Raw genomic sequence first — 22,634 nt, 5'->3', positions numbered from 1 at the left:
ACGGGGACACTGAGACGCGGGTCACAAGGGGCCGAACCCGTGACGGGCTACGGCTCGCGGCGCAGGTAACGGACAAGCCCACCAAGGGCGCCGGCCCCGACGACGAGCACGCGCCGGGGCTCGTCACTCTCGCGCAGGAGCAACGAGGCGTCGGCGTGGGCGACTTCCACGCATTCGTTGCCATCGCCCGGTCCCGAGAACGAGGACTTCTGCCACCTGGTGACAATGCCTCCACCAGTCACTTACGACTGCCCAGAGGGTCCGCCTGGAGATGGCGGAGCAGTCCGGTCAGCGCACGGGGCCCGACGGCAAGTATTCGCCGGGGCTCGTCGCTCTCACGCAGGAGCGTCTCGCCTTCCCCTTGGGCGAGTTCTACGCAGTTGGCTCCGTCGCTCCCGCTGGAGAAGGACGACTTCTGCCACTTGATCACTACTACAGCTCCTTCGCCAGGCGGTGTAGGTGGTCCCGGGACCGAGCGGGCTCCAGGGACACTGCCTCCACCTTACGGAAGAGTGTTCGCATGGACAGGAGCTGCGTCGCGTCATCGAAAAGGGCGGTCCCCTGGGGGGTGTCCCGCTGTGCCGTGTCCAGAGTCGGAACCCGACCGCCTACGTAGAGCAATTCGGCACTCGCCCCGGCGAAGCCGTCCACGTCGAATGGAATGACCCGTACGGCGACCTCGGGTGCTTCCGACCAATCCAGCACCGCGTCGAGTTGAGCCCGCGCCGTGCGGCGGTCGGCCACCCGTGTGCGTAGAACGGGCTCGTGGAGCACCGCCGTGTACGGCGTTGCTCCGAGGACGGCCTTGCGCCGCATCCGATGCTCCACTCTCACTTCGAGCTCGCTCTCGGAGAGTTCAGGTCGCCAGTAAGCGAACACAGCACGGGCGTACTCCTCGGTCTGAAGCAGTCCCGGAACGTGCGCGGTGGCGATCTCCCGCAGGGAGGTCGCGTGGTGCTGCAACTCCGCCAGGTCCGAGAACACCGGAGGCAGTACGGTCCGGTACTCCTCCCACCACCCACGTGTACGATCCGTCGCCATTTCCACAAGCCCGCCGACCAACTCCGCGTCCGCACACGCGTAGTGGTCCGCGAGCCTGCGCACCCGCTCCTCGCTGACACCGGCGATCCCGGCTTCCATCTGGCTCATCTGGGCGGAGGTCGAGCCAAGGAACTGCGCCACTTCCCGCGCGGTCATGCCTGCCGCCTCCCGCAGCCTGCGCAGTTCGGTTCCCAGACGCACCTGACGTGCGGTCGGCCGACTCCTCGGCGGCATTCGAGCCCCTCTTTCAACCTGCCGTACCGGTATCCCTCTTGTGGGGCCAGATTACGCAATCAGGTTGCTCAGGCAGAAATTAATGCCTTACCTTCAGTGACGCGACGCACACTCTGCGGCACGCCGGGACACCGGAAGCGCACCGCCCCGTCATGCCATGACGGCTGCGGCAGGCCACCCCCGCCGGCGCAGGCAATCACTCACCCCCTTCCCAACGGAGTTGCCCCATGCCCGAAAACGGGAACGCGAACGAGACCGCCGAACCCTGGGAGTACTCCCTCTCCATCCCCAACGACCTCCGTGCCGTCACGGTCAGCCGTCGCACCCTGCGGCTGATCCTCACGCTGCACGGGCTGATCAACCTCGTCGACACCGCGGAGCTGGTCGCAACGGAGTTGATCGGCAACGCCGTTCGGCACACGAAGGGCCCCGCGTCGCTTCGCGTGCGGTACGCCGGCGGCACCCTCCGCATCGGGGCCTGGGACACCGACCCCGAGCCCCCGGAACCCCCTGACGCCCCGGACCTGCCGCTCCTGGAGGACGGCCGCGGCCTGCTCCTCGTCCGCTCCTGCGCGGACCACTGGGGCTGGCACACCCTGTCCCGGTACGGCAACCGCGGCAAGTACGTCTGGGCCGAACTGACCACCGGCACCCCGATCGTCGCCTGAACTCCCACTCGCCCCCCGAACGGGTGAACGTCACCGTTCACCCGGGCGGCGCACCCCCAACCCACCTAGGTTGCACACATGGTCAGCTCATCCCAGCTCTTTCCCGAGCATCCGGACGCCCTCACCCCCGTCTTCACCGCGCTCGGCGTCCGGGCGCCCAGGAAGCCGACCGTCACGGCGCTCGTACCCGACGAGGCCGAGCTCCGCGAACTGGGCACCAGCGTCGACACGGTGCTGAAGGTCGAGTCCACCGACACGGACAGCCTCTTGCTCGCCCTCTCCTTCCAGAGCGAGCCGACCCCAGGCATCTCCGTGGGCTGGGCCCACTGGATTTCGTATCTGCACTTCAAGCACCGCCTGCCCCCGCTGCTGCTCGTGGTCTGCCGGAACCGGACGGTCGCGACCTGGGCAGCCGGCCCCTTCGAGCACCGGGTCGGGTCCTGGACGTCCGCGACCGTGAGTCCGCGGGTTATCGGACCGGACGACCTCCCCGGGGCGGGCACCGACGTGGAGATGGTGACGCGGCAGCCTCTTCTGGCTGCGCTCACCGCCCTCGTGCACAGTGAGAGCAAGGCAGGCGGCGCCATGCTGAACGCGCTGGCCAGAGGGCTCACGTCGTGCGGCGACACGGCCACCGCGCGGTACCTGTGCCAATTCGTGGAGGTCGGCTTGGCGGGCACGCCGACCCGGTGGCGGTGGCGAGGCTTGTTGGCCACGTCGGCCTCCGCGCCGTCGCAGACACCGAGCACGGTGTCCACCGCCCGTTGACGCGCCGCCCGCAGTTCTCCTCGGTGGCCCCGACCAATACGCGGTCGGAGCCACCGTCTTCTTGACCCCTCAAGCCGCTTCGTGAGCGGAGAGGGTGAGCCGGGCGTCGTCCCGGTCTATGGCGATGTTCAAGGAGGCGTCGAGTCCCTTGGCCAGCTTCGCCAGCAGGGGCAGGGTCGGTACGGTGTCCGAGCCCTCGATCCGGGAGATCTTCGCCTGGGTCAGGCCGCACCTGCGCGCCAGCTCGTCCTGCGAGAGCCCAAGGGCCTTGCGCCGGTCGTACACGACCTGGGCAAGGGCGATCGAGAGGCTGATCTCACGATCGAGCTCCTTGAGCTCCGGGGACCTGTCGTCCCGTTCCGTGAGCGCCTTGTCCCGGGCCAGCTTCCAGCGGCTGTGGTTCACACCCATTCCTCCTCGTCGACATCGCGCTCGAACACATCATGAGCCGGACCGTGCTCGGACTCACAGAGCTTCCTCGCCTGTTTCGCCCGGTCGACCTCCGCTTCCTCCCGCATCCTGGTCTTGCGGAACACGGTCAGCAGCACCACTGTGCGACGCGAAGTCAGCCAGTAGGTGATCCGAAAGGCCGTGCCGCCGATCGTCGGCCGCAGCTCACGTAACCCCTCGCCCAAGTGGCGGGCATGCGGTTCTCCCAGCACTGTCGGATCGTCAGCCAGCAACATCACCATGCGCTCGACCTTCCGGTAATGCCGTGCCGGCAAGGACTCCAGCCATGCACGCACCTCCGGCTCGATCTCGACGTCGTACAAATCATCCACTCCAGCCACGCTATATGTCGCCGACGACATATACAAACGCGTCGCTGTCAGATCAGCCCGCGAGGAATGTGGCCAGCGCCCCCGCCGTCTCCTCCGGCGCTTCGAGCTGCGGGTAGTGGCCCGTGCCCGGGGGCACCGTGAACGTGGCGTGGGGGCGGCGTTCGTGGAGGCGGGGGAGGACATGGGCGCCGCTCACCGGGTCGTCGGGGCCCCATACGAACAGGAGGGGGCCCTCGTACTGTTCGAGTGCCGTGACCCAGCGGTCGACGTGGACGCGGCGGTCGTCGATGTAGCGGAGCAGGCGCGGGGCCAGGCGCTGACCGTTCTCCTGGGCCACGGACGTCCACATGTCGTGCAGGACCTCGTCCGGCACGGGCCGGGACAGGATGCCGCGCAGACCGGCGGTGAATCTCCTTTCGTCGGTGAGGCGGGCCAGGAGCGGGCCGATGCGGCTGTGCAGCAGGCGTTGCAACAGGACCGGGCGGTGCAGGTCGGGGTAGAGGCCGCCGTTCAGCAGGGCGACGCGAGTGAGGCGGCCGGAGTCGCGCGCCAGCAGTTCCTGGGCGACCGCCGCGCCGTAGTCGTGGGCGACCAACATGGTCTCGCCGATCCCCAGTCGCTCCCAAAGGGTCTCGACCAGGTCGGCCTGCCCACGGACGGAGTACCGGTGGCGGTGTGGTTTCTCACTCTGCCCGAAGCCGAGCAGATCGAGTGTGGTGACCCGGCACCCGGCCGCCACCAGGTGCGGCACGGTCGCCGCCCAGTCGTGGGACGACGTGGGGAAGCCGTGGAGCAACGTCACCGGGCGCCCGGCACCGTCCTGCCGGACGAACAGGCGGTACCCGTTCACCTCCACCTGCCCGCCACCGGCGATCCAGTCGGCATATCTCATGCGTGGCTTCCTGACTCGGAGAAGGAGCAGCCGGCGGCCGGAGGTCCCGTGGCCGTCAGAGACACATCGTTCAGGAGCCGCGACGGTTCTTGATGGGTTCTTCATGGGTTCTTCATGGGTGGCGTTCTACCTTCGTCGCCGGTCGGCCGGGCCGTGACGGTGTGGAGGGGGTCGTGGGGATGGGTGCGCGGCGGTTCGGGGTGCGGGTCTGGGTCGCGGGGGTGGCGGTCGTGCTCGTCGCCGGGTGCGGTGGGGGCGGCGGGGATGACGGGGAGGTCGCCTCGGCCGGGGGCGGCAAGACCTCCGCCGGGGCCTCCAAGGACTCCTCCGGCGAGCTCGCCGACTACGTCGACGCCCAGCGCAAGTGGGTCGGCTGTCTGCGCAAGGCCGGGCTGGACGCGCCCGATCCCGACGCCCACGGCAAGGTCGACCTCGGTGACCAGTCCAAGTGGAAGCGCGACCCCAAGGCGCTCGATGCGCAGGAGAAGTGCGCCGACCTCAGCGTGCCCGTCCCGGACAGCGTCGAGAAGGCGCAGCAGCCCGAGCTGTCCAAGGACGAGATCCACAAGAACGAGAAGTACGCCACCTGCATGCAGGAGCACGGCGCCCCCGACTTCCCCGACACCGACGACAGCGGCCACTTCCGCGACGTCACCTGGGACTCGACCTCCGCCGGGGCCAAGCGCGCCACCCGCGAGTGCGCCTCGATCATCGGCGTCCCGGCCGACGCCCCCTCCGCCAAGGGCTGACGGGGCGGACGTCATGGAGCAGCTCACGAAGGACGGCGAAGGCGACGTCGATGCCGGGGGCGGTGCCTACGACGCTCCGCCCCGGCGGCGCAAGCCCCTGCTGATCGGCGCCGGTGTGCTCGTCGTCGCCGTCGTCAGTGTCGTCGGGGCGCTCGGGCTCGGCGGGGGCGGCGGTGCGGACGACGACGCCGCCGCGCCCGGGCGCAGCAGTCAGGTCGTCGCGGTCACCCGCGCCACCCTCACCGACCGCACCGAGATCGACGGACAGCTCGGCCACGGTCCCCAGGTGCCCTTCCCGGTCAAGGCCGAGGGCACGGTGACCTGGCTGCCGGCCACCGGCAGGACCGTACGGCGGGGGCAGCAGGTGCTGCGCGTGAACGACCGGCCGGTGGTGCTGCTGTACGGCAGTCTGCCGATGTACCGGGAGCTGGGGGTCCGGCAGCCGGCCGCCGGGACGGAGGACGCGCCCGCCTCTTCCGACGGCGCCAAGACCTCGCCCGCCTCTCCCGACGACGCCAAGGCCTCGCCCGCCGCTTCCCCCTCCGCCACCGCCCCGGCCGCCGACCCCGCCCCCCTGCACGGCATGGACGTCAAACAGTTCGAGTCGAACCTCAGTGCGCTCGGGTACTCCGGGTTCACCGTCGACGAGTCGTACACCACGCTCACCGCCAACGCCGTCAAACGCTGGCAGAAGGACCTGGGGCTGCCGCAGACCGGCCGCGTCGGCGCCGGTGACGTCGTCTACGCGCCCGGGCCCGTCCGTGTCTCCGGGACCAGCGCCCGCGTCGGGGACGCCGCCTCCGGCAACCCCGTCAGCTACACCAGCACCTCCCGCATGGTCACCGTCAGCGCCCCCGCCAACGACACCGACTGGGCCCGGCGCGGCAGCGAGGTCTCCGTCGAGCTGCCCGACGGGCACACGGTCACCGGCACCGTCGCCAGCCTCGGCTCGGTCGCCTCCTCGTCGTCCGGCGGGGCGGGGGACGACGGAGGGGCGACCGGCGGTGGCTCGGACGGGGGTTCGAGCGGCGGGGGCAGGGCCGCCACCGTCTCCGTCGTCATCACGTTCGACGACCAGGACGCCCTGGGCCGGTTGCAGAGCGGCCCGGTCACCGTCCGCCACACGGAGAAGCAACGCAAGAACGTGCTGACCGTCCCCGTCGCCGCGCTCACCGCGCTCGCCGAGGGCGGCTACGGGCTCGAACTCGCCGACGACGGGACGGAAAAGGGCACGAAGGAGGGCGGCCCCGGGGCCGGACGGTTCGTCGCCGTCAAGACCGGGCTGTTCGCCGGTGGGCGGGTCGAGGTCAGCGGGCCCGACGTGCACGAGGGCATGAAGGTGAGGATCCCCGAATGACGGCCCAGGGGTACCGGGGGTCCCCCGAGGCGGTCGTCGCGTTCGAGGGCGTCGCCAAGCGCTACCCGGGCGGTGTCACCGCCGTCACCGGTGTCGATCTGTCCGTGCGGTACGGCGAACTCGTGTGCCTCGTCGGCCCGTCCGGGTCGGGCAAGTCCACGATGCTGCATCTGATGGGCACCCTGGACCGGCCCTCCGCCGGCCGGATCGCGATCGACGGGTACGAGGTCGCCGGGCTGTCCGACCGCGAGCTGTCCGCGCTGCGGGCGCAGCGCATCGGGTTCGTCTTCCAGCAGTTCCACCTGGCCGTGGGGGTGCCCGTGCTCGACACCGTCGCCGACGGGCTGCTGTACGCCGGGGTCCCGGCGCGGGAGCGGCGGCGCCGGGCCGCGCGGGCGCTGGCCCGGGTCGGGCTCGACCACCGGCTCGGCCACCTTCCGCACCAGCTCTCCGGGGGTGAGCGGCAGCGCGCGGCGGTCGCCCGCGCGGTGATCGGCGAGCCGGCGCTGCTGCTCGCCGACGAGCCCACCGGCAACCTCGACTCGGCGTCCGGCGCCGCCGTCCTCGCCCTGCTGCGCGAGCTGCACACGGCGGGCACGACGGTCGTCGTCATCACCCACGACCGGGAGATGGCGCAGGAGTTCGACCGCCGGGTGGAGATGCGGGACGGGCGGATCGTCGCCGACAGCGCACACCCGGCTCCCGTGGGCACGGAGGCCGGGCGATGACGGCGCCGGAGAGAGGCGCGCTGCGCCCGGCCCGGCTGCGCCCCGCGGACTTCGTCCGGCTCGGCGGCACCGGCCTGCGCACCCGCCCGCTGCGCGTCTTCCTCTCCGCGCTCGGCATCGCCATCGGCGTCGCCGCGATGGTCGCCGTCGTCGGCATCTCCTCGTCCAGCCGGGCCGAGGTCGACCGCCGGCTCGACGCGCTCGGCACCAACATGCTGCGCGTCGCCCCCGGCCAGGCGCCGGACGGGACGACGACCCGGCTGCCGGCCGAGTCCGTGCCGATGATCCGGCGCATCGGGCCGGTCCAGCGGGTCGCGGCGACCGGCGTCCTCAAGGACGCGGCGGTGTATCGCAACCGGCACATCCCCGTCGGCCGCACCAGCAGCGTCCAGGTGGCCGCGGCCTGGTCCGGGCTGCTGCCCGCGGTCGGCGGCGAGCTGCGGACCGGGCGCTGGCTGACGGAGGCGACCGAGGAGTACCCGGCGGTCGTGCTCGGCGCGCAGGCGGCCCGCCGGCTCGACGTCTACACGCCCGGCACCCGGCTGTGGCTCGGCGGCCAGTGGTTCGCCCTGGTAGGCGTGCTCGACCCGGTGCCGCTCGCTCCGGAGATCGACGGCTCGGCCCTGGTCGGACGGCAGGCGGCGCGCACGTACCTGGGCTTCGACGGGCATCCGTCGACCGTGTACGTGCGGACCCGCGACGACCGGGTCGGCGCCGTGCGCGACGTCCTCGCAGCCACCGCCAACCCCGAGAAGCCGAGCGGGGTGCTGGTCTCCCGGCCCTCGGACGCGCTCGCCGCCCGTGAGGCCACGGAGTCGACGCTGACCGGGCTGCTGCTCGGCCTCGGCTCGGTGGCGCTGCTGGTGGGCGGGGTGGGGGTCGGCAACACCATGGTCATCTCGGTGCTGGAACGGCGGCCCGAGATCGGCCTGCGGCGCGCCCTGGGGGCGACCAGCGGGCAGATCCGGGGGCAGTTCGTGTCGGAGTCGCTGCTGCTGTCGGCGCTGGGCGGACTGGGCGGGACGGTCCTCGGCACGGCGATCACGGGGGTGTTCGCGTCGGTGCGGGGATGGCCGACGGAGGTGCCGGTGTGGGCGACGGGGGCGGGGCTCGGGGTGACGCTCCTGATCGGGGCGGTGGCGGGGCTGTACCCGGCGGTACGGGCGGGGCGCCTGGCCCCGACCCAGGCCCTGGCGGGGCCGTGACGCTGCGCTGACTCGGGGCGGGGGGCGCCTATTGGGTGGGGAGGTTCTGTGCGTGCGCGGGTGCGGGTGCGTCGTGGTTGTTCGCGCAGTTCCCCGCGCCCCTTAAGGGCGCGCCCGCAGCCCACAGTTACAAGGCACTGTCCGCCGCGGCCAGCGTCACCGTGAACGTCGTCCCCGTGCCCACCTCGCTCTCCACCTCCACCCTCCCCCCGTGGTCCCCCACGATCTGCCGGGCGATGGACAGGCCCAACCCGCTGCCCCCCGTCGCCCGCCCCCGTGCCGCGTCCGCACGCCAGAACCGGTCGAACAGATGGGGAAGCTGCTCCGCGGGGATGCCCTTGCCCGTGTCCGTCACCCGCAGCACCGCCGTCCCGTCCCGCCGCTCGGCGGAGAGCGTCACCGTGCCCCCGGCCGGGGTCGCCCGCAGGGCGTTGCCGACGAGGTTGCCGACGACCTGCCGCAGCCGGTCGGCGTCGGCGTGGACGTGCACCGGATACGGCACCCGCGTCCGCAGCGTCACCCCCGCGGCCTCCGCCTGCGCGGCGTGCGCGGTGCGGGCCGCCTCCAGGAGGTCGCCGAGGCCGACGTCGGCGCGGTGGTAGGTGAGCGCGCCCGCCTCGGCCAGCGCCAGGTCCTGGAGGTCGTCGACGATGCGCTGCTGGAGCAGCGCCTCCTCGTGCAGGGAGTCGAGCAGTTCGGGCGAGGCGTCGACGACGCCGTCGCGCAGCGCCTCCAGATAGCCGCGCAGATTGGCCAGCGGGGTGCGCAGTTCGTGGGCGATGTCGCCGGTGAGCCGCCGTTGGCGTTCCTCGGCGGATTGCAGGGACTCGGCCATGCGGTTGAAGGCCCGGCCGAGCTCGGCGATCTCGTCCCGCCCGGAGACGGGCACCCGGCGCGCGAGTTCGCCCTCGCCGAGCCCCCGGGCGGCCGAGGTCAGGGCGCGCACCGGGCGCAGTACGGCCCGGCTGAGCAGCAGCGCGCCGAGGACGGCGACGAGGGCGACGCCCGCGGCGACGGCCACGGTGGGCGCGGCGGCGAGCCCGGCGGGCGCCTCGCCGCGGAAGCCGAGGGCGACCTGGAGGCGGGGCGGGGCGAGCGTGGCCGTCCGCTCGGTGAAGACGCGGCGCAGACAGTCGGTGAACCGTTTGTCCGTGGACTCGTCGGCGCAGGGGGTCAGGGCCTCGTGGTCCTGGCCGGCGTGCGGGTCGGCGCCGGGGTCCGGGGCGGCGCAGCTGGCCGGGGGCCGGTCGGCGGTGATCCGGGGGAGGCCGAGGGCGTCGGGGCGGGCGGTGACGGTGGCGCCGGCCCGGGTGAGGCAGGCGGCGTAGGCGACGGCGGAGCGGTACTCGGCGAGCGCGGTCACCGTCCGTTTGACCGAGGCGCGCCGCACCGGTCCGGCGGGTATCCGCAGCCGGGGCCGGGGGTCGACGACGACCGGCGGCTGCCCGCCGGGCTCGCGCGGGGTGCGGCCGGTGAGGGCGTCGGAGTCGGCGAGGAGCACGTCGTTGTCGGTGACGACGCGGATGCGCTGCCCGGTGTCCTTGGCCAGCGTGCGCACGGTGGGGGAGACGCCGTCCCAGGTCCCGTGCGTGAATCCGTAACTCCGGAGCGCCTCGGTGATCCGGCTGACGTCCTGCCGGCCGGCCGCCACCGACTCCTTGACCTGGCTGGTGGCCTGGCGCAGCGTCAGCCAGGCGGTCGCCCCGGTGGCGGTGAGCGCGATCAGCGCCAGCAGCGCGAGCACGCGCAGCCGGAAGCTCACGGTGCCTCCCCGGCGGTACGGGGCCCGGGCCCCGCCGCCGGTTCCGGGGTCAGCCGGTAGCCGCGCCCGTACACCGTCTCGACGTGCCGGGCGCCCCCGCTCCCGCCGCCCTCGTCCAGCTTGCGGCGCAGGTTCCGCACATGGGCGTCGACCGTGCGCTCCAGTACCTGCTGGTCGAAGCCGAAGACGCGGTCGATGATCTGGGCGCGGGTGAAGACGCGGCCCGGCTCGGCCGCGAGGAGGGCCAGGATCGCGAACTCCTTGCCGGTGAGCGGCACCGGCGCGCCCGCCGCCGTCACCTCGAAGCGGGCGGTGTCGATCACCAGGTCGCCCACGGTGAGGACCGGTGGCCGCTCCCCCTCCGCGGGCCGCGCCCGGCGCAGCAGCGCCCGTACCCGGGCGGTGAGTTCGCGGGGGCTGTACGGCTTGGTCAGATAGTCGTCGGCGCCCAGGTCGAGGCCGAGGAGCAGATCCTCCTCGGTGCTGCGCGCGGTCAGCAGCAGGATCGGCACCCGGGACTCCGCGCGCAGGACGCGGCAGACATCGAGCCCGTCGACGTGCGGCATCATCACGTCGAGGACGAGCAGGTCGGGCCGGGAGGCGCGGGCGCGGTCGATCGCGGAGCGTCCGTCGGCCACGACCTGTACGTCGTGGCCCTCCCGCTCCAGGTAGATGCGGATCAGTTGCGCCTGTTTCACGTCGTCCTCGGCGACGAGTATGCGAGCGGGCAACGCGACTCCTTCGACGGCCATTCCACGGGGATTCCACAACGTACCAGAAGGGGAATTCCGGAATCCGTGAATCCAGGTAGGCGGGGAGGCTCATATTTCCGGACACGCAACGGCAAGAAACAGACATCCCGTGCCGGAATCATTTCTTCAGCACGTTCGGTGTCGAATCGTAACGGCTGCAACAAGGACAGAAGAAACAACAGAGGAAACGACAGAAGAAAAACGACGATGGGGGAACAATGAAGCGTCGATTCGCAGTCGTTCTGCCGACCCTCGTGGCCGTGGCCGCGAGCCTGCCGATCGCTCTGGCCACCACGCCGGCATCGGCCGCCGCGTCCTGCGGCAAGACGGTCTCCGACAAGGACGGCAGTGCCTGGAACAAGACGGCCGACGGGGCCAACGAGCGCAGCGGCTCCAGCACCGGTTGTGCGATCAACGGGATCGCCTACAACACGCAGCGGCTGGACTACCACTGCTTCACCATCGCGGGCGACTACACCTGGACGTACCTGCGCAACGACAGCACGGGTGTGTACGGCTGGGTCCGCGACGACCTGCTGAGCGACTACGGCAGCGGGGTGTACTGCGGCTTCTGACGCCGCGGCAGGGAAACGGAACGGGCATGAAGAAGGGGCGGTCCGGCCGGACCGCCCCTTCGCCGCGTGCGCCTCCGCGCGGTTTCCCGCGCGGAGGAAAAGCGGAATTGCGCGTTACCGCAGCACGCCGCGGAATTACTTGGGCTGCGGCTTGCGCACCGTCAGATGCAGTTCCCGCAGCCGGGCCTCCTCCAGCTCCGTCGGCGCGCCCATCATCAGGTCCTGGGCGTTGCCGTTGAGCGGGAAGGCGATGGTCTCGCGGATGTTCGGCTCGTCGGCGAGCAGCATGACGATGCGGTCCACGCCCGGGGCGATGCCACCGTGCGGCGGGGCGCCGAAGCGCAGCGCGCGCAGCATCCCCGCGAACTCGCGCTCCACCGTCTCGTGGTCGTAGCCGGCGATCTCGAACGCCTTGAGCATGATGTCCGGCTCGTGGTTCCGGATCGCGCCGGAGGACAGCTCGACGCCGTTGCAGACGATGTCGTACTGCCAGGCGAGGATGTCCAGCGGGTCCTGGTTCTCCAGGGCGTCCATGCCGCCCTGCGGCATCGAGAACGGGTTGTGCGAGAAGTCGATCTTCCCGGTCTCCTCGTCCTTCTCGTACATCGGGAAGTCGACGATCCAGCAGAACCGGAAGACGTTCTCCTCGAACTGCCCGGCGCGCTTGGCGGCCTCGACCCGCACCGCGCCCATGATCTTGGAGACCTCGTCGTACTCGCCCGCGCCGAAGAACACCGCGTGTCCGGCGGCCAGCGACAGCCGCTTGGTCAGCTCGGCGACGTTCTCCTCGGTGAGGAACTTGGCGATCGGGCCGGTCAGCGAGCCGTCCTCGGCGACGCGCACCCAGGCCAGGCCCTTCGCGCCCTGCTCGACCGCGTACTCGCCGAGCTGGTCGAAGAACCTGCGGGGCTGGGCGGCGACGTCCGGCACGGGCAGCGCGCGCACGTGCTTGCCGGCGAACGCCTTGAACTCCGAGCCCGCGAAGACGTCGGTGAGGTCGACCAGCTCCAGCTTGGCCCGCAGGTCCGGCTTGTCCGAGCCGTACTTCGCCATCGCCTCGCGGAACGGGATGCGCGGGAACGGCGAGGTGACGTGCCGGCCGCCGCCGAACTCCTCGAAGAGGTCCGTCATCAGCTTCTCGATGGGCTGGAAGACGTCCTCCTGCTCGACGAAGCTCATCTCCACGTCGAGCTGGTAGAACTCGCCCGGCGAACGGTCCGCGCGGGCGTCCTCGTCGCGGAAGCAGGGCGCGATCTGGAAGTAGCGGTCGAAGCCGGAGATCATCAGCAGCTGCTTGAACTGCTGCGGCGCCTGGGGCAGGGCGTAGAACTTGCCCGGGTTGAGGCGGGAGGGCACGACGAAGTCGCGGGCGCCCTCGGGGGAGGTGGCGGTGAGGATCGGCGTCGCCATCTCGTTGAAGTTCATCGCGGCCATCTTGTGCCGGATGGCGGAGATGACCGACGTGCGCAGCAGGATGTTGCGGTGCATGCGCTCGCGCCGCAGGTCGAGGAAGCGGTACTCCAGACGCCGCTCCTCGTTGACCCCGTCCTCGGTGTTGATCGTGAACGGCAGCGGGGCGGCGGCGCCGAGCAGCTCGACCTCGCCCACCTCGACCTCGACCTCGCCGGTCGGCAGGTCGGTGTTGACGTTCTCGGTGCCGCGCGAGACGACCTTGCCGTCGACCCGGACGGTGGACTCCTTGGACAGCTTGTCCAGGGTCTCGTAGGCGGGGGTGCCGGGGCGGGCCACCAGCTGGGTGATGCCGTAGTGATCGCGCAGATCGATGAAGAGGATGCCGCCCAGGTCGCGCCGATTGTGCAGCCAGCCACTCAGCCGGACGTCGGAGCCGACGTCAGAGGCGCGGAGCTCGCCGCAGGTGTGGGACCTGTACCGATGCATCGTCGTTCATCCAGCCTTCGCGGATCGGGGTCTGTGACGCGTCCCTGCCCCTCGGTCTTCGCCGTGGGCGCACGGTGCATGTTTCACGTGAAACACCCCCAGCGTACCGGGCACCCGAAGCCCGCTCTCCCCCATTCCCGCGCGGGAGCACGGGCCCGGCAGCGGTGGCAGCGTCCGATCACTCGTTCCTACAGTGGGACAATGCGCACTGGTGAGCCCCTGCCCGCCGTGGGGGAGGTCCTGGCCTCCCTCGCCACCGGGCTGTGGCGCTGGGACGAGGACGAGCGCCTCGTCATCCTGGACGCCGAGGCCGCGCGGCTGGTCGGGCTGCCCGCGGAGCCGACCATGCTCGGCGAGGCCGGGATGCGGGCGCGCTTCCACCCGGTGGACTGGAGCGAGGTGGACGCCGTCGTCCAGCTCGCCCTCAGCGAGGGCACCATCGCCGAGATGCGGCTGAGGGTCATGGACGAGCACGGCAGGGTCCTGCGCGTCGTCCGCAGCCGCTCCCGTCCCTCCCTGGACCCGGCCACCGGCGAGTACCGCCTGGTCGGCACCATGCAGGAGGTCACCGAACCCGGGCCGGGCGCCGTCGTGCGCACCTCCGTCACCGGCGACTGGCGCCGCTCGCGCGAGGCGTTCCTGCTGGACGCCGGGCGCGCGCTCGCCGAGGCCCGCTCCACCCAGGAGGTGCTGCGGGTGGCGGCGGGGCTGTCGATGCCCGGCTTCACCCCGGACGGGCAGGCCGTCTTCGGCGTGCAGGGCGACCACCTCACCGTCGTCGGCCACCACGGGCAGTCCCCGGGCGACGAGAGCCCCTTCGTCGACATGCCGCTCGCCACCGACTACCCGGCCACCGAGGTGGTGCGCACCGGCCGCGCCGTCTATCTCTCCTCGCCCGCCGAGTACAAGGCCCGCTACCCCGCCTCCTGGCCGCTCGCCGCCCACTTCAACCGCCAGTCCTGGGCGTTCCTGCCGCTCACCGTCGCGGGCAGGACGATGGGCACCTGGATGGCGGGGTTCACCTACCCCGTCACCTTCACCCCCGACGAGCGCTCGGTGCTCACCACGGTGGCCCGGATGCTCGCCCAGGCGCTGTCCCGCGCGGAGGTCGCCGAGTCGGAGCGGGAGCTGACGGAGGGGCTTCAGCGCTCGATGCTCCCCCGGCTCGGCCCGCAGATCCCCGGCATGAAGATCGCCGCCCGCTATGTGCCGACCGGCGGCGGGCTCCAGGTCGGCGGCGACTGGTACGACATGATCCCGCTGCCCGGCGGCGGGGGCCGGTTCGCGCTGGTCATGGGCGACGTCCAGGGCCACGACGTACGGGCGGCGGGGCTCATGGGCCAGCTCCGCATCGCACTGCGCGCCTACGCCTCCGAGGGCCACCGCCCCGACGCCGTCCTCACCCGCGCCTCGCGGTTCCTGCACGGCATGACGTACGGCGACGACGGCTCCGACCTGCGCTTCGCGACCTGTCTGTACGTCGAGGTGGACCCGGCGACCGGGATGCTGGAGATCGCCCGGGCCGGCCACCCGGACCCCGCGATCCGCATGGCCGACCGCACGGTACTGCTGCGGCCGACCTCGGGCGGGCTGCCGCTCGGCATCGACCCGGACGCCGACTACCCGACCACCCGGCTGGTCCTGGAGCCCGGCGAGACCATGCTGATCTGCACGGACGGCCTGATCGAGACCGGCGGACACGACCTGGACACGGGGTGGCGGCGCATCCGCCGCATCCTGGAGGAGCACGACGGCGACATGGAGGAGCTGGCCGACGCGCTGGTGCAGGGCGTGCACGGGCCCTCCTCCCACCACGCCACCGGCCCGCTGGCCGACCGGCGCGAGGACGACATCGCGGTCCTGCTGCTGTGCCGGCTGGGCCCGGGCTGCGGCTGCCACGACACGGGCGGCGCGGACGGCTCGCGGCCGACGGTGCGGCGGGCGGTGCTGGCCGTCGCCCAGACCGAGCCGGAGCGGATCGCCGGGGCCCGGCAGCAGCTGCGCGAGCTGCTGCACGACTGGGCCTCGGCGGACCAGGTCGACTCGGCGGTGCTGCTGCTCTCCGAGATGCTGACGAACGTGCTCGTGCACACGGACGCGGACGCGCTGCTGGTCGCCGAGGTCGCCGGCCGGGGCCGGGCCGACGGCCGCACAGTGCGCGTCGAGGTCACCGACGTGAGCGATGACCTGCCGCACAAGCGGGACCCGGGGGAGCTGGCGTCCTCCGGGCGGGGGCTGGTGCTGATGGAGTTCCTCGCGGACGGGTGGGGGGTCGATCCGCGGGGGGAGGGGAAGACGATCTGGTTCGAGTTGCGGGAGCGGCCGGATCCGGCGTAGCCGGACCGACCGCCGTACCTACTCCTGTCTCTCCCGTACCTCGTGTGCCGCGCCGAACGCCGCTGCCGTGAGCGGGACCGCCAGGAGCATGCCGAGGATGCCGGCCACCGACGCGCCGGCGGCGAGGGCCACCAGGACCACCGCCGGGTGCATCCGCACCGTACGGCTCTGGATCACCGGCTGGAGCACATGCCCCTCGATGAGCTGCACGGCGACGATCACCCCGAGCGCCCACACCGCCACCGCGAACCCCCGGTCGGCGAAGGCCACGAGCACCGCCACCGCGCCGGAGAGGAACGCCCCCAGATACGGGATGTACGCGCCCACGAACACCAGCGCGCCCAGGCCCACCGCGCCCGGCACCCGCAGTCCGAGGAGCCCGGCGGTGATGAGGGCCGCGTCGATCAGCGCGATGATCGTGGTCCCCCGCATGAACCCCTCCACCGCGACGAAGGCCCGCCGTGCCACCGCCTCCACGGTGTCGGCGCTGTCGTACGGGGAGAGCGCGCGCAGCCCCCGTACGGCGCGGTCGGCGTCGCGCAGGAAGAAGAAGACGAGCAGCAGCGCGAGGATGGCCGTGGCGATGGTCTCGCCGACGTAGCTGACCCCGGTGACGACGCTGGAGACCGCGCTGCCGCTGAACCTGCCGAGCAGCTTGCGCGCCTCGTCGGCGAGCGAGTCCACGGAGGCCCCGGACGACCCGAAGTGCCCGGCGACGTCCTGCGCGGCCTTGCGGACGGAGTCGATGATCTGGGCGCCGTTGTCGATCAGCGCGGAGACGACGATGTAGAGCGCGCCGCCCACCACGGCGACGACGGCGACGCAGGTCACGAAGGCGGACAGCGACCGGTGCACGCCCACCTTGACCAGCCGCCGGTGCAGCGGCGCGAGCAGTGCCGCGCCCAGCAGGGCGAGCAGCACGGGGACGACGGCCGGGCGGAACACCGCGCACAGCTCCACCACCACCCAGCCGACCCCGGCGACGAGCAGCGCCACGACGCACCAGGCGGCGAGCCGTCGCACGGAGTCCGGGAGCACCTGCACGCCCCCAGCCGATCACGCGGCCGACGGCCCTGCCCGCCCGGACACCCGCCCGGGTGACCGGGGGGAAACACGAGGGAGGGGGCGGTTCCGCCGGAACCGCCCCCTCCCTCACTCCCGCGTGCCCGCTACTCCCCGGCCGGGCCCTGCTCGGTCATCCCGTGGACCGCCGGGACCGTGCCCAGGCGGCCCTTCTGGAAGTCCTCGAACGCCTGCTGGAGCTCCTCGCGGGTGTTCATGACGAACGGCCCGTAGTGCGCCATCGGCTCCCGGATCGGACGGCCGCCGAGGAGCAGGACCTCCAGGTCGGGGGTGTTCGAGTCCTGCCGCTCGTCGGCGCGGACGGTCAGCGCGGAACCCGCGCCGAAGACCGCGGTCTGCCCGACGTGCACCGGACGCCGGTCGGTGCCGACGCTGCCGCGTCCGGCCAGGACGTACGCCAGTCCGTTGAACTCCTCCCGCCAGGGCAGGGTGACCTCGGCGCCCGGCGCGACCGTGGCGTGGACGAGGGTGATCGGGGTGTGGGTGGCGCCGGGGCCCTCGTGCCCGTCCAGCTCACCGGCGATGACGCGGAGCAGCGCGCCGCCGTCGGGGGTGGTGAGCAACCGCACCTGGCCGCCACGGATGTCCTGGTAGCGCGGGGCCATCATCTTGTCGGCGGCCGGGAGGTTGACCCACAGTTGGATGCCGTGGAAGAGACCGCCCGAGACGACCAGGGACTCCGGCGGCGCCTCGATGTGCAGGAGGCCGGAGCCGGCCGTCATCCACTGGGTGTCGCCGTTGGTGATGGTGCCGCCACCGCCGTGGCTGTCCTGGTGGTCGAAGGTGCCGTCGATGATGTAGGTGACGGTCTCGAAGCCGCGGTGGGGGTGCCAGGGCGTGCCCTTCGGCTCGCCCGGTGCGTAGTCCACCTCACCCATCTGGTCCATCATGATGAACGGGTCGAGATGGCGGTAGTTGATCCCGGCGAACGCGCGGCGGACCGGGAAGCCCTCCCCTTCGAAGCCGCTGGGCGCGGTCGTCACGGCGAGCACGGGGCGGGCCACCGCGTCGGCCGGTGCGCCCACCCGCGGAAGGGTGAGCGGGTTCTCGACGGTCACTGCTGGCATGGTCGGTACCTCCTTGTGCTCGAAGTCTAGTTGAACGTTGAACTTCCTGCCACCCGGAACGCGGAAAGCCCGGAGGGCATTCCCTCCGGGCTCCGTGTTCTCGGGGCGATCCGCCGGCCGCCCGCGCGGTGACGGCGTCGAGACCGCCCAGCCGCCCGCGCGGCAATGGTGTCCAGCCGTCCGCGCGGCAATGGCGTCCAGCCGTCTGGGCGGCAATGGCGTCTAGCCGTCTGCGCGGCAATGGCGTCTAGCCATACATCCGCCGCATCGCGAACTCGACCATCTGCTCGACCGACTTCGCGTCGAACACCATCCGGTGCTCGCCCTCCATGTCGAGGACGAAGCCGTACCCGGTCGGCAGCAGGTCGATCACCTCGGCGCCGGTGATCACGAAGTACTTGGACTCCTTGCCCGCGTACCGCCGCAGCTCCTTGAGCGAGGTGAACATCGGGATCACGGGCTGCTGGGTGTTGTGCAGCGCGAGGAAGCCGGGGTTGTCGCCGCGCGGGCAGTACACCTTGGACGTGGCGAAGATCTGCTGGAAGTCCTCGGCGGTCACCTGGCCGGTGGTGAACGCGCGGACCGCCTCGGCGAGCGAGGGCGGCGACGGCTCGGGGTACAGCGGCGGCGTCTGGCCGTAGCCGCCGGGCATCTGACCGCCGGACATCTGGCCCCCCGGCATCGGTCCCGGGATGTCCTGCGGCGAGGCGTACTGCTGCGCACCGGTGTTCTGGTAGCCGTACATGCCCCACAGCGTAATGGGCGCCCCCGCCCCGCGAACCGGGGAACGGACAGGAACGGGCGGAGAGGGGTCGGCCACACCACGGGTTCGGGGGTTGCTTCTTATTACCGACGGGTAGCATCATCGGAGCTACTTATTGGTACGTGAAGCAACCGCGAGGAGTCCGCACCTCGCCGATCCCGCAACGGAGCCGTCGCCATGGGCCACTACAAGCCGAATCTCCGCGACATCGAGTTCAACCTCTTCGAGGTGCTCGGCCGCGACAAGCTGTACGGGACCGGCCCGTTCGCGGAGATGGACGCCGACACCGCCCGCAGCATCCTCGAGGAGCTGACCCGCCTCGCGGAGAACGAGCTCGCCGAGTCCTTCGCCGACGCCGACCGCAACCCCCCGGTCTTCGACCCGGAGACCAACACCGCGCCCCTGCCCGAGTCGTTCAAGAAGAGCTACCGCGCCTTCATGGACTCCGAGTACTGGCGGCTCGGCCTGCCCGAGGAGATCGGCGGCACCACCGCCCCGCCGTCCCTGATCTGGGCCTACGCGGAGCTGATCCTCGGCGCCAACCCGGCGATCTGGATGTACTCCTCCGGTCCCGCCTTCGCCCGCATCCTCTTCGAGGAGGGCACCGAGCAGCAGAAGAAGCTCGCCAAGATCGCCGTCGACAAGCAGTGGGGCTCCACCATGGTCCTCACCGAGCCGGACGCCGGCTCGGACGTGGGCGCCGGCCGCACCCGGGCGGTCCAGCAGGAGGACGGCTCCTGGCACATCGAGGGCGTGAAGCGGTTCATCACCTCCGGTGAGCACGACATGGAGGAGAACATCCTCCACTACGTCCTCGCCCGCCCCGAGGGCGCCGGCCCCGGCACCAAGGGCCTCTCCCTCTTCCTCGTCCCGAAGTACCTGTTCGACTTCGAGACCGGCGAGCTGGGCGAGCGCAACGGCGTCTACGCCACCAACGTCGAGCACAAGATGGGCCTGAAGGCGTCCAACACCTGCGAGATGACCTTCGGCGACCGCCACCCCGCCAAGGGCTGGCTGATCGGCGACAAGCACGACGGCATCCGCCAGATGTTCCGCATCATCGAGTTCGCCCGCATGATGGTCGGCACGAAGGCGATCTCCACGCTCTCCACCGGCTACCTCAACGCGCTGGAGTACGCCAAGGAGCGCGTGCAGGGCCCGGACCTGGCCAACTTCATGGACAAGACCGCGCCCAAGGTCACCATCACCCACCACCCCGACGTCCGCCGCTCGCTCATGACGCAGAAGGCGTACGCGGAGGGCATGCGCGCGCTGGTCATGTACACCGCCTCCGTGCAGGACGCGATCGCCGTCAAGGAGGCCGAGGGCGAGGACGCCACCGCCGAGCACGCCCTGAACGACCTGCTCCTGCCGATCGTCAAGGGCTACGGCTCCGAGAAGGGCTACGAGCAGCTCGCCCAGTCGCTCCAGACCTTCGGCGGCTCCGGGTTCCTCCAGGAGTACCCGATCGAGCAGTACATCCGCGACGCCAAGATCGACACCCTGTACGAGGGCACCACCGCGATCCAGGGCCAGGACTTCTTCTTCCGGAAGATCGTCCGCAACCAGGGCGCGGCGCTGAACTCGCTCGCCGGGGACATCAAGAAGTTCCTGGAACTGGGCACCGGCGGCGAGGAGCTGGCGGGCGCCCGCGAGCACCTGGCCAAGGCCGCCGTCGAGCTGGAGTCGGTCGTCGGCCTGATGCTCACCGACCTCGCCGCCACCGAGCAGGACACCAGGAACATCTACAAGGTGGGCCTCAACACCACCCGCCTGCTGCTCGCCTCCGGCGACGTGATCGTCGGCCATCTGCTGCTCAAGGGGGCCGCGGTCGCCGTCGAGAAGCTGGAGACCGCCTCCGCCAGGGACCGGGCCTTCTACCAGGGCAAGATCGCGGCAGCGAAGTTCTTCGCCGCCAACGTGCTGCCCGGTGTGACCCTGGCCCGCAAGCTGGCCTCCGGCGTCGACCTGGACCTCATGGAGCTGGACGAGTCCGCTTTCTGACGGACCGTCCGCAGCAGGCGGCGACCGCGCTACGCGGGTAACTTCGCCCCGGTCCGTCCGGGGTCCGCACGGCCCGGCCTGTCCGACCTCCACACCGTCCTCACCAGGGCCCGCTCCCGATCCCCGGGAGCGGGCCCTTCGCCGTCGTTAAGGTGAACCCATGCGCACATCCCCCAGCTTCGACCGCGGCCACACCGACGACCTGATGTCCTTCGTGACGGCGAGCCCGTCGCCGTACCACGCGGTGGCGAGCGCCGCCGAGCGGCTGGAGAAGGCCGGATTCCGGCAGGTCGCCGAGACGGACGCCTGGGACGCGGAGACCCCGGCGGCGTCCCCCGCCGGCACCGGCGGCCGTTACGTGCTGCGCGGCGGCGCGCTGATCGCCTGGTACGTGCCCGAGGGTGCCACCCCCCACACCCCCTTCCGCATCCTCGGCGCCCACACCGACTCCCCCAACCTGCGGGTCAAGCCGCTCCCCGACAGCGGCGCGCACGGCTGGCGGCAGATCGCCGTCGAGATCTACGGCGGCCCGCTGATGAACTCCTGGCTCGACCGCGACCTGGGACTCGCCGGACGCGTCTTCCTGCGGGACGGCTCCACCCGCCTCGTCGACGTCGACCGGCCGCTGCTGCGCGTCCCCCAGCTCGCCATCCACCTGGACCGTTCCGTCAGCTCCGACGGCCTCCAGCTCGACAAGCAGCGCCACCTCCAGCCCGTGTGGGGGCTCGGCACCGACGTGCGCGACGGCGACCTGATCGCCTTCCTGGAGCACGAGCTGGAGCTCTCCGCCGGCGAGGTCACCGGCTGGGACCTGATGACGCATCCCGTGGAACCGCCCGCCTACCTCGGCCGCGACCGCGAACTGCTCGCCTCCCCCCGCCTGGACAACCTCCTCTCCGTGCACGCGGGCGTCGCCGCGCTGACCGCCGCCGCGGCCTCCCCGGAGAACCTCACCTCCATTCCCGTCCTCGCCGCCTTCGACCACGAGGAGACCGGCTCCCAGTCCGACACCGGCGCCGACGGACCGCTGCTCGGCTCCGTCCTGGAGCGCTCCGTGCTCGCCCGGGGCGGCTCCTACGAGGACCGGGCGCGCGCCCTGGCCGCGACGATCTGCCTCTCCTCCGACGTCGGCCACGCCGTCCACCCCAACTACGCCGAGCGGCACGACCCCACGCACCACCCCCGGGCCGGCGGCGGGCCGATCCTCAAGGTCAACGCCAACAACCGCTACGCCACCGACGGTTCGGGCCGGGCCGTGTTCGCGGCGGCCTGCGAGAAGGCCGGCGTCCCCTTCCAGTCCTTCGTCTCGAACAACTCCATGCCGTGCGGCACGACCATCGGCCCCATCACGGCCGCCCGCCACGGCATCCGGACCGTGGACATCGGCGTCGCCATCCTCTCCATGCACAGCGCCCGCGAACTGTGCGCCGCCGCCGACCCCTACCTGCTGGCAAGCGCCCTGACGGCGTTTCTGGAGGACTGAGCCGCCGCGCCCGGCCCAGGGCCCGGCCCGAGGCCCCGTCCCCACGCCCCGTCAGAACCCCTCCACCGGCTCCCGTTTCCGCCCCCTCGCGGCGGGCGGGAGCCGGGGTTCCGCATGCCGGTGCGCCCCGGGGGTACCCGAACGGGGCCGGAGATTCCGGCACGACAGGGAGGGCAATCTCATGGGCCTGGGCGGATGCATCATCCTCATCGCCGTGGGGGCCATACTCACGTTCGCGACCGACTGGCACATGAACGGTGTCAACCTCGACCTCGTCGGACTCATCTTCATGATCGTCGGACTGATCGGGGTCACCACGTTCAGCAGCATCGCCAGGCGCCGCCGCGTCATGGTGCCGCCCACGACGACGGTCGTCGAGGAGGAACGGCACCACCACCATCACACCGGCGACGGCTACAGCGACGGGTACGGGGTCTGACGGCCGCCGGGCCCCCCGTGCCCGCCGCACCCGCCGCGTGCGCCGC

23 protein-coding genes are annotated in these 22,634 nt (G+C 71.7%); 11 read left to right on the top strand and 12 right to left on the bottom strand.

The annotated features are described in order from the left end of the window. Positions 1 to 47 precede the first annotated feature (47 nt). From IO29_RS40060 to IO29_RS19235, 3 genes are read right to left on the bottom strand one after another with little or no spacing between them, the layout of a single operon-like run. Positions 48 to 242: a DUF397 domain-containing protein gene (locus IO29_RS40060; protein WP_030376851.1), complete on the bottom strand. Its 195-nt coding sequence runs from the start codon at positions 240 to 242 to the stop codon at positions 48 to 50. Next, a complete protein-coding gene (locus IO29_RS19240) occupies positions 239 to 430 on the bottom strand; it encodes a DUF397 domain-containing protein (RefSeq protein ID WP_030376852.1) in 192 nt (63 codons plus the stop codon). Before IO29_RS19240 ends, IO29_RS40060 begins: the two co-directional genes overlap by 4 nt. 2 nt (positions 431 to 432) lie before the next feature. Beyond that, positions 433 to 1,275 carry a helix-turn-helix domain-containing protein gene (locus IO29_RS19235; protein ID WP_030376853.1) on the bottom strand — a complete coding sequence of 281 codons (843 nt, stop codon included), beginning with the start codon at positions 1,273 to 1,275 and terminating at the stop codon, positions 433 to 435. Between the two features lie 227 nt (positions 1,276 to 1,502). Between IO29_RS19235 and IO29_RS19230 the strand changes: the two genes are divergently transcribed. After that, on the top strand, positions 1,503 to 1,943 hold the full coding sequence (locus IO29_RS19230; RefSeq protein WP_030376854.1) for an ATP-binding protein: 441 nt from the start codon (positions 1,503 to 1,505) through the stop codon (positions 1,941 to 1,943). A 78-nt stretch (positions 1,944 to 2,021) separates the two neighbouring features. Continuing rightward, on the top strand, positions 2,022 to 2,711 hold the full coding sequence (locus IO29_RS19225; protein WP_051707385.1) for a hypothetical protein: 690 nt from the start codon (positions 2,022 to 2,024) through the stop codon (positions 2,709 to 2,711). A gap of 69 nt (positions 2,712 to 2,780) precedes the next feature. On the opposite strand, the gene IO29_RS19220 is transcribed toward IO29_RS19225, so the two are convergent. The 3 genes from IO29_RS19220 to IO29_RS19210 are packed head-to-tail and all read right to left on the bottom strand — an operon-like array spanning position 2,781 to position 4,385. Continuing rightward, the gene (locus tag IO29_RS19220; protein WP_324608208.1) at positions 2,781 to 3,122 is read right to left on the bottom strand and encodes a helix-turn-helix domain-containing protein; all 342 of its coding nucleotides are present in this window, start codon (positions 3,120 to 3,122) and stop codon (positions 2,781 to 2,783) included. Then, positions 3,113 to 3,493 carry a type II toxin-antitoxin system RelE/ParE family toxin gene (locus IO29_RS19215; RefSeq protein WP_030376857.1) on the bottom strand — a complete coding sequence of 127 codons (381 nt, stop codon included), beginning with the start codon at positions 3,491 to 3,493 and terminating at the stop codon, positions 3,113 to 3,115. Before IO29_RS19215 ends, IO29_RS19220 begins: the two co-directional genes overlap by 10 nt. A gap of 52 nt (positions 3,494 to 3,545) precedes the next feature. Next, positions 3,546 to 4,385, bottom strand: coding sequence for an alpha/beta fold hydrolase (locus IO29_RS19210; protein ID WP_030376858.1), 840 nt, complete (start codon positions 4,383 to 4,385; stop codon positions 3,546 to 3,548). Positions 4,386 to 4,564: 179 nt separating this feature from the next. On the opposite strand from IO29_RS19210, the gene IO29_RS19205 reads away from it, so the two are divergent. Genes IO29_RS19205 through IO29_RS19190 form a run of 4 tightly spaced genes read left to right on the top strand, consistent with a single transcriptional unit; the run spans position 4,565 to position 8,424 of the window. Continuing rightward, positions 4,565 to 5,134, top strand: coding sequence for a hypothetical protein (locus IO29_RS19205; protein ID WP_030376859.1), 570 nt, complete (start codon positions 4,565 to 4,567; stop codon positions 5,132 to 5,134). A gap of 13 nt (positions 5,135 to 5,147) precedes the next feature. After that, complete coding sequence (locus IO29_RS19200; protein ID WP_030376860.1) at positions 5,148 to 6,491, top strand: peptidoglycan-binding protein; 1,344 nt, start codon at positions 5,148 to 5,150, stop codon at positions 6,489 to 6,491. Then, positions 6,488 to 7,219: an ABC transporter ATP-binding protein gene (locus IO29_RS19195; RefSeq protein ID WP_030376861.1), complete on the top strand. Its 732-nt coding sequence runs from the start codon at positions 6,488 to 6,490 to the stop codon at positions 7,217 to 7,219. The genes IO29_RS19200 and IO29_RS19195 overlap by 4 nt, the downstream gene beginning before the upstream one ends. Then, positions 7,216 to 8,424 (top strand): ABC transporter permease, encoded by a 1,209-nt coding sequence (locus IO29_RS19190; protein ID WP_030376862.1) that lies wholly within the window; start codon positions 7,216 to 7,218, stop codon positions 8,422 to 8,424. The genes IO29_RS19195 and IO29_RS19190 overlap by 4 nt, the downstream gene beginning before the upstream one ends. A 127-nt stretch (positions 8,425 to 8,551) precedes the next feature. On the opposite strand, the gene IO29_RS19185 is transcribed toward IO29_RS19190, so the two are convergent. Continuing rightward, a complete protein-coding gene (locus IO29_RS19185) occupies positions 8,552 to 10,186 on the bottom strand; it encodes a sensor histidine kinase (protein ID WP_030376863.1) in 1,635 nt (544 codons plus the stop codon). After that, on the bottom strand, positions 10,183 to 10,917 hold the full coding sequence (locus IO29_RS19180; RefSeq protein WP_106969726.1) for a response regulator transcription factor: 735 nt from the start codon (positions 10,915 to 10,917) through the stop codon (positions 10,183 to 10,185). Before IO29_RS19180 ends, IO29_RS19185 begins: the two co-directional genes overlap by 4 nt. 281 nt (positions 10,918 to 11,198) lie before the next feature. Between IO29_RS19180 and IO29_RS19175 the strand changes: the two genes are divergently transcribed. Continuing rightward, entirely contained in the window at positions 11,199 to 11,513 is a 315-nt protein-coding gene (locus tag IO29_RS19175) for an SH3 domain-containing protein (RefSeq protein WP_234307331.1), read from the top strand. A gap of 135 nt (positions 11,514 to 11,648) precedes the next feature. On the opposite strand, the gene aspS is transcribed toward IO29_RS19175, so the two are convergent. Beyond that, a complete protein-coding gene (gene aspS, locus IO29_RS19170; RefSeq protein ID WP_030376866.1) occupies positions 11,649 to 13,412 on the bottom strand; it encodes an aspartate--tRNA ligase in 1,764 nt (587 codons plus the stop codon). A gap of 201 nt (positions 13,413 to 13,613) precedes the next feature. On the opposite strand from aspS, the gene IO29_RS19165 reads away from it, so the two are divergent. Continuing rightward, positions 13,614 to 15,749: a SpoIIE family protein phosphatase gene (locus IO29_RS19165; protein WP_030376867.1), complete on the top strand. Its 2,136-nt coding sequence runs from the start codon at positions 13,614 to 13,616 to the stop codon at positions 15,747 to 15,749. An 18-nt stretch (positions 15,750 to 15,767) separates the two neighbouring features. Here IO29_RS19165 and IO29_RS19160 read toward each other — a convergent pair whose 3' ends face one another. The 3 genes from IO29_RS19160 to IO29_RS19150 all read right to left on the bottom strand — a co-directional run bounded on the left by IO29_RS19160 (position 15,768) and on the right by IO29_RS19150 (position 18,644). Continuing rightward, complete coding sequence (locus IO29_RS19160; protein ID WP_030376868.1) at positions 15,768 to 16,793, bottom strand: AI-2E family transporter; 1,026 nt, start codon at positions 16,791 to 16,793, stop codon at positions 15,768 to 15,770. A 125-nt stretch (positions 16,794 to 16,918) separates the two neighbouring features. Further along, positions 16,919 to 17,899 (bottom strand): pirin family protein, encoded by a 981-nt coding sequence (locus IO29_RS19155; RefSeq protein WP_030376869.1) that lies wholly within the window; start codon positions 17,897 to 17,899, stop codon positions 16,919 to 16,921. Positions 17,900 to 18,146: 247 nt separating this feature from the next. Beyond that, on the bottom strand, positions 18,147 to 18,644 hold the full coding sequence (locus IO29_RS19150) for an SseB family protein (protein WP_030376870.1): 498 nt from the start codon (positions 18,642 to 18,644) through the stop codon (positions 18,147 to 18,149). Between the two features lie 195 nt (positions 18,645 to 18,839). Between IO29_RS19150 and IO29_RS19145 the strand changes: the two genes are divergently transcribed. The 3 genes from IO29_RS19145 (at position 18,840) to IO29_RS19135 (ending at position 22,588) form a co-directional block, all read left to right on the top strand. Next, entirely contained in the window at positions 18,840 to 20,666 is a 1,827-nt protein-coding gene (locus IO29_RS19145) for an acyl-CoA dehydrogenase (RefSeq protein WP_030376871.1), read from the top strand. Between the two features lie 160 nt (positions 20,667 to 20,826). Further along, the gene (locus tag IO29_RS19140) at positions 20,827 to 22,149 is read left to right on the top strand and encodes a M18 family aminopeptidase (RefSeq protein WP_030376872.1); all 1,323 of its coding nucleotides are present in this window, start codon (positions 20,827 to 20,829) and stop codon (positions 22,147 to 22,149) included. Positions 22,150 to 22,330: 181 nt separating this feature from the next. Next, positions 22,331 to 22,588 (top strand): DUF6458 family protein, encoded by a 258-nt coding sequence (locus tag IO29_RS19135; protein WP_030376873.1) that lies wholly within the window; start codon positions 22,331 to 22,333, stop codon positions 22,586 to 22,588. Positions 22,589 to 22,634: the final 46 nt, after the last annotated feature.

Origin of the sequence: Streptomyces sp. NRRL F-6676, from assembly GCF_000725625.1 — a bacterium.
In the GTDB taxonomy this organism is placed as follows: domain Bacteria; phylum Actinomycetota; class Actinomycetes; order Streptomycetales; family Streptomycetaceae; genus Streptomyces.
Note: the sequence above shows the minus strand (reverse complement) of the source record. Positions and strands in the feature narration are given on the sequence as shown.

What these genes read in the sequence shown, in the direction of transcription:
- IO29_RS19235 (WP_030376853.1), bottom strand. Translation starts at nt 1,275, where the DNA reads ATGCCGCCGAGGAGTCGGCCGACCGCACGTCAGGTGCGTCTGGGAACC.
- IO29_RS19230 (WP_030376854.1), top strand. Translation starts at nt 1,503, where the DNA reads ATGCCCGAAAACGGGAACGCGAACGAGACCGCCGAACCCTGGGAGTAC.
- IO29_RS19225 (WP_051707385.1), top strand. Translation starts at nt 2,022, where the DNA reads ATGGTCAGCTCATCCCAGCTCTTTCCCGAGCATCCGGACGCCCTCACC.
- IO29_RS19220 (WP_324608208.1), bottom strand. Translation starts at nt 3,122, where the DNA reads ATGGGTGTGAACCACAGCCGCTGGAAGCTGGCCCGGGACAAGGCGCTC.
- IO29_RS19210 (WP_030376858.1), bottom strand. Translation starts at nt 4,385, where the DNA reads ATGAGATATGCCGACTGGATCGCCGGTGGCGGGCAGGTGGAGGTGAAC.
- IO29_RS19205 (WP_030376859.1), top strand. Translation starts at nt 4,565, where the DNA reads ATGGGTGCGCGGCGGTTCGGGGTGCGGGTCTGGGTCGCGGGGGTGGCG.
- IO29_RS19200 (WP_030376860.1), top strand. Translation starts at nt 5,148, where the DNA reads ATGGAGCAGCTCACGAAGGACGGCGAAGGCGACGTCGATGCCGGGGGC.
- IO29_RS19195 (WP_030376861.1), top strand. Translation starts at nt 6,488, where the DNA reads ATGACGGCCCAGGGGTACCGGGGGTCCCCCGAGGCGGTCGTCGCGTTC.
- IO29_RS19190 (WP_030376862.1), top strand. Translation starts at nt 7,216, where the DNA reads ATGACGGCGCCGGAGAGAGGCGCGCTGCGCCCGGCCCGGCTGCGCCCC.
- aspS (WP_030376866.1), bottom strand. Translation starts at nt 13,412, where the DNA reads ATGCATCGGTACAGGTCCCACACCTGCGGCGAGCTCCGCGCCTCTGAC.
- IO29_RS19165 (WP_030376867.1), top strand. Translation starts at nt 13,614, where the DNA reads ATGCGCACTGGTGAGCCCCTGCCCGCCGTGGGGGAGGTCCTGGCCTCC.
- IO29_RS19155 (WP_030376869.1), bottom strand. Translation starts at nt 17,899, where the DNA reads ATGCCAGCAGTGACCGTCGAGAACCCGCTCACCCTTCCGCGGGTGGGC.
- IO29_RS19150 (WP_030376870.1), bottom strand. Translation starts at nt 18,644, where the DNA reads ATGTACGGCTACCAGAACACCGGTGCGCAGCAGTACGCCTCGCCGCAG.
- IO29_RS19145 (WP_030376871.1), top strand. Translation starts at nt 18,840, where the DNA reads ATGGGCCACTACAAGCCGAATCTCCGCGACATCGAGTTCAACCTCTTC.
- IO29_RS19140 (WP_030376872.1), top strand. Translation starts at nt 20,827, where the DNA reads ATGCGCACATCCCCCAGCTTCGACCGCGGCCACACCGACGACCTGATG.
- IO29_RS19135 (WP_030376873.1), top strand. Translation starts at nt 22,331, where the DNA reads ATGGGCCTGGGCGGATGCATCATCCTCATCGCCGTGGGGGCCATACTC.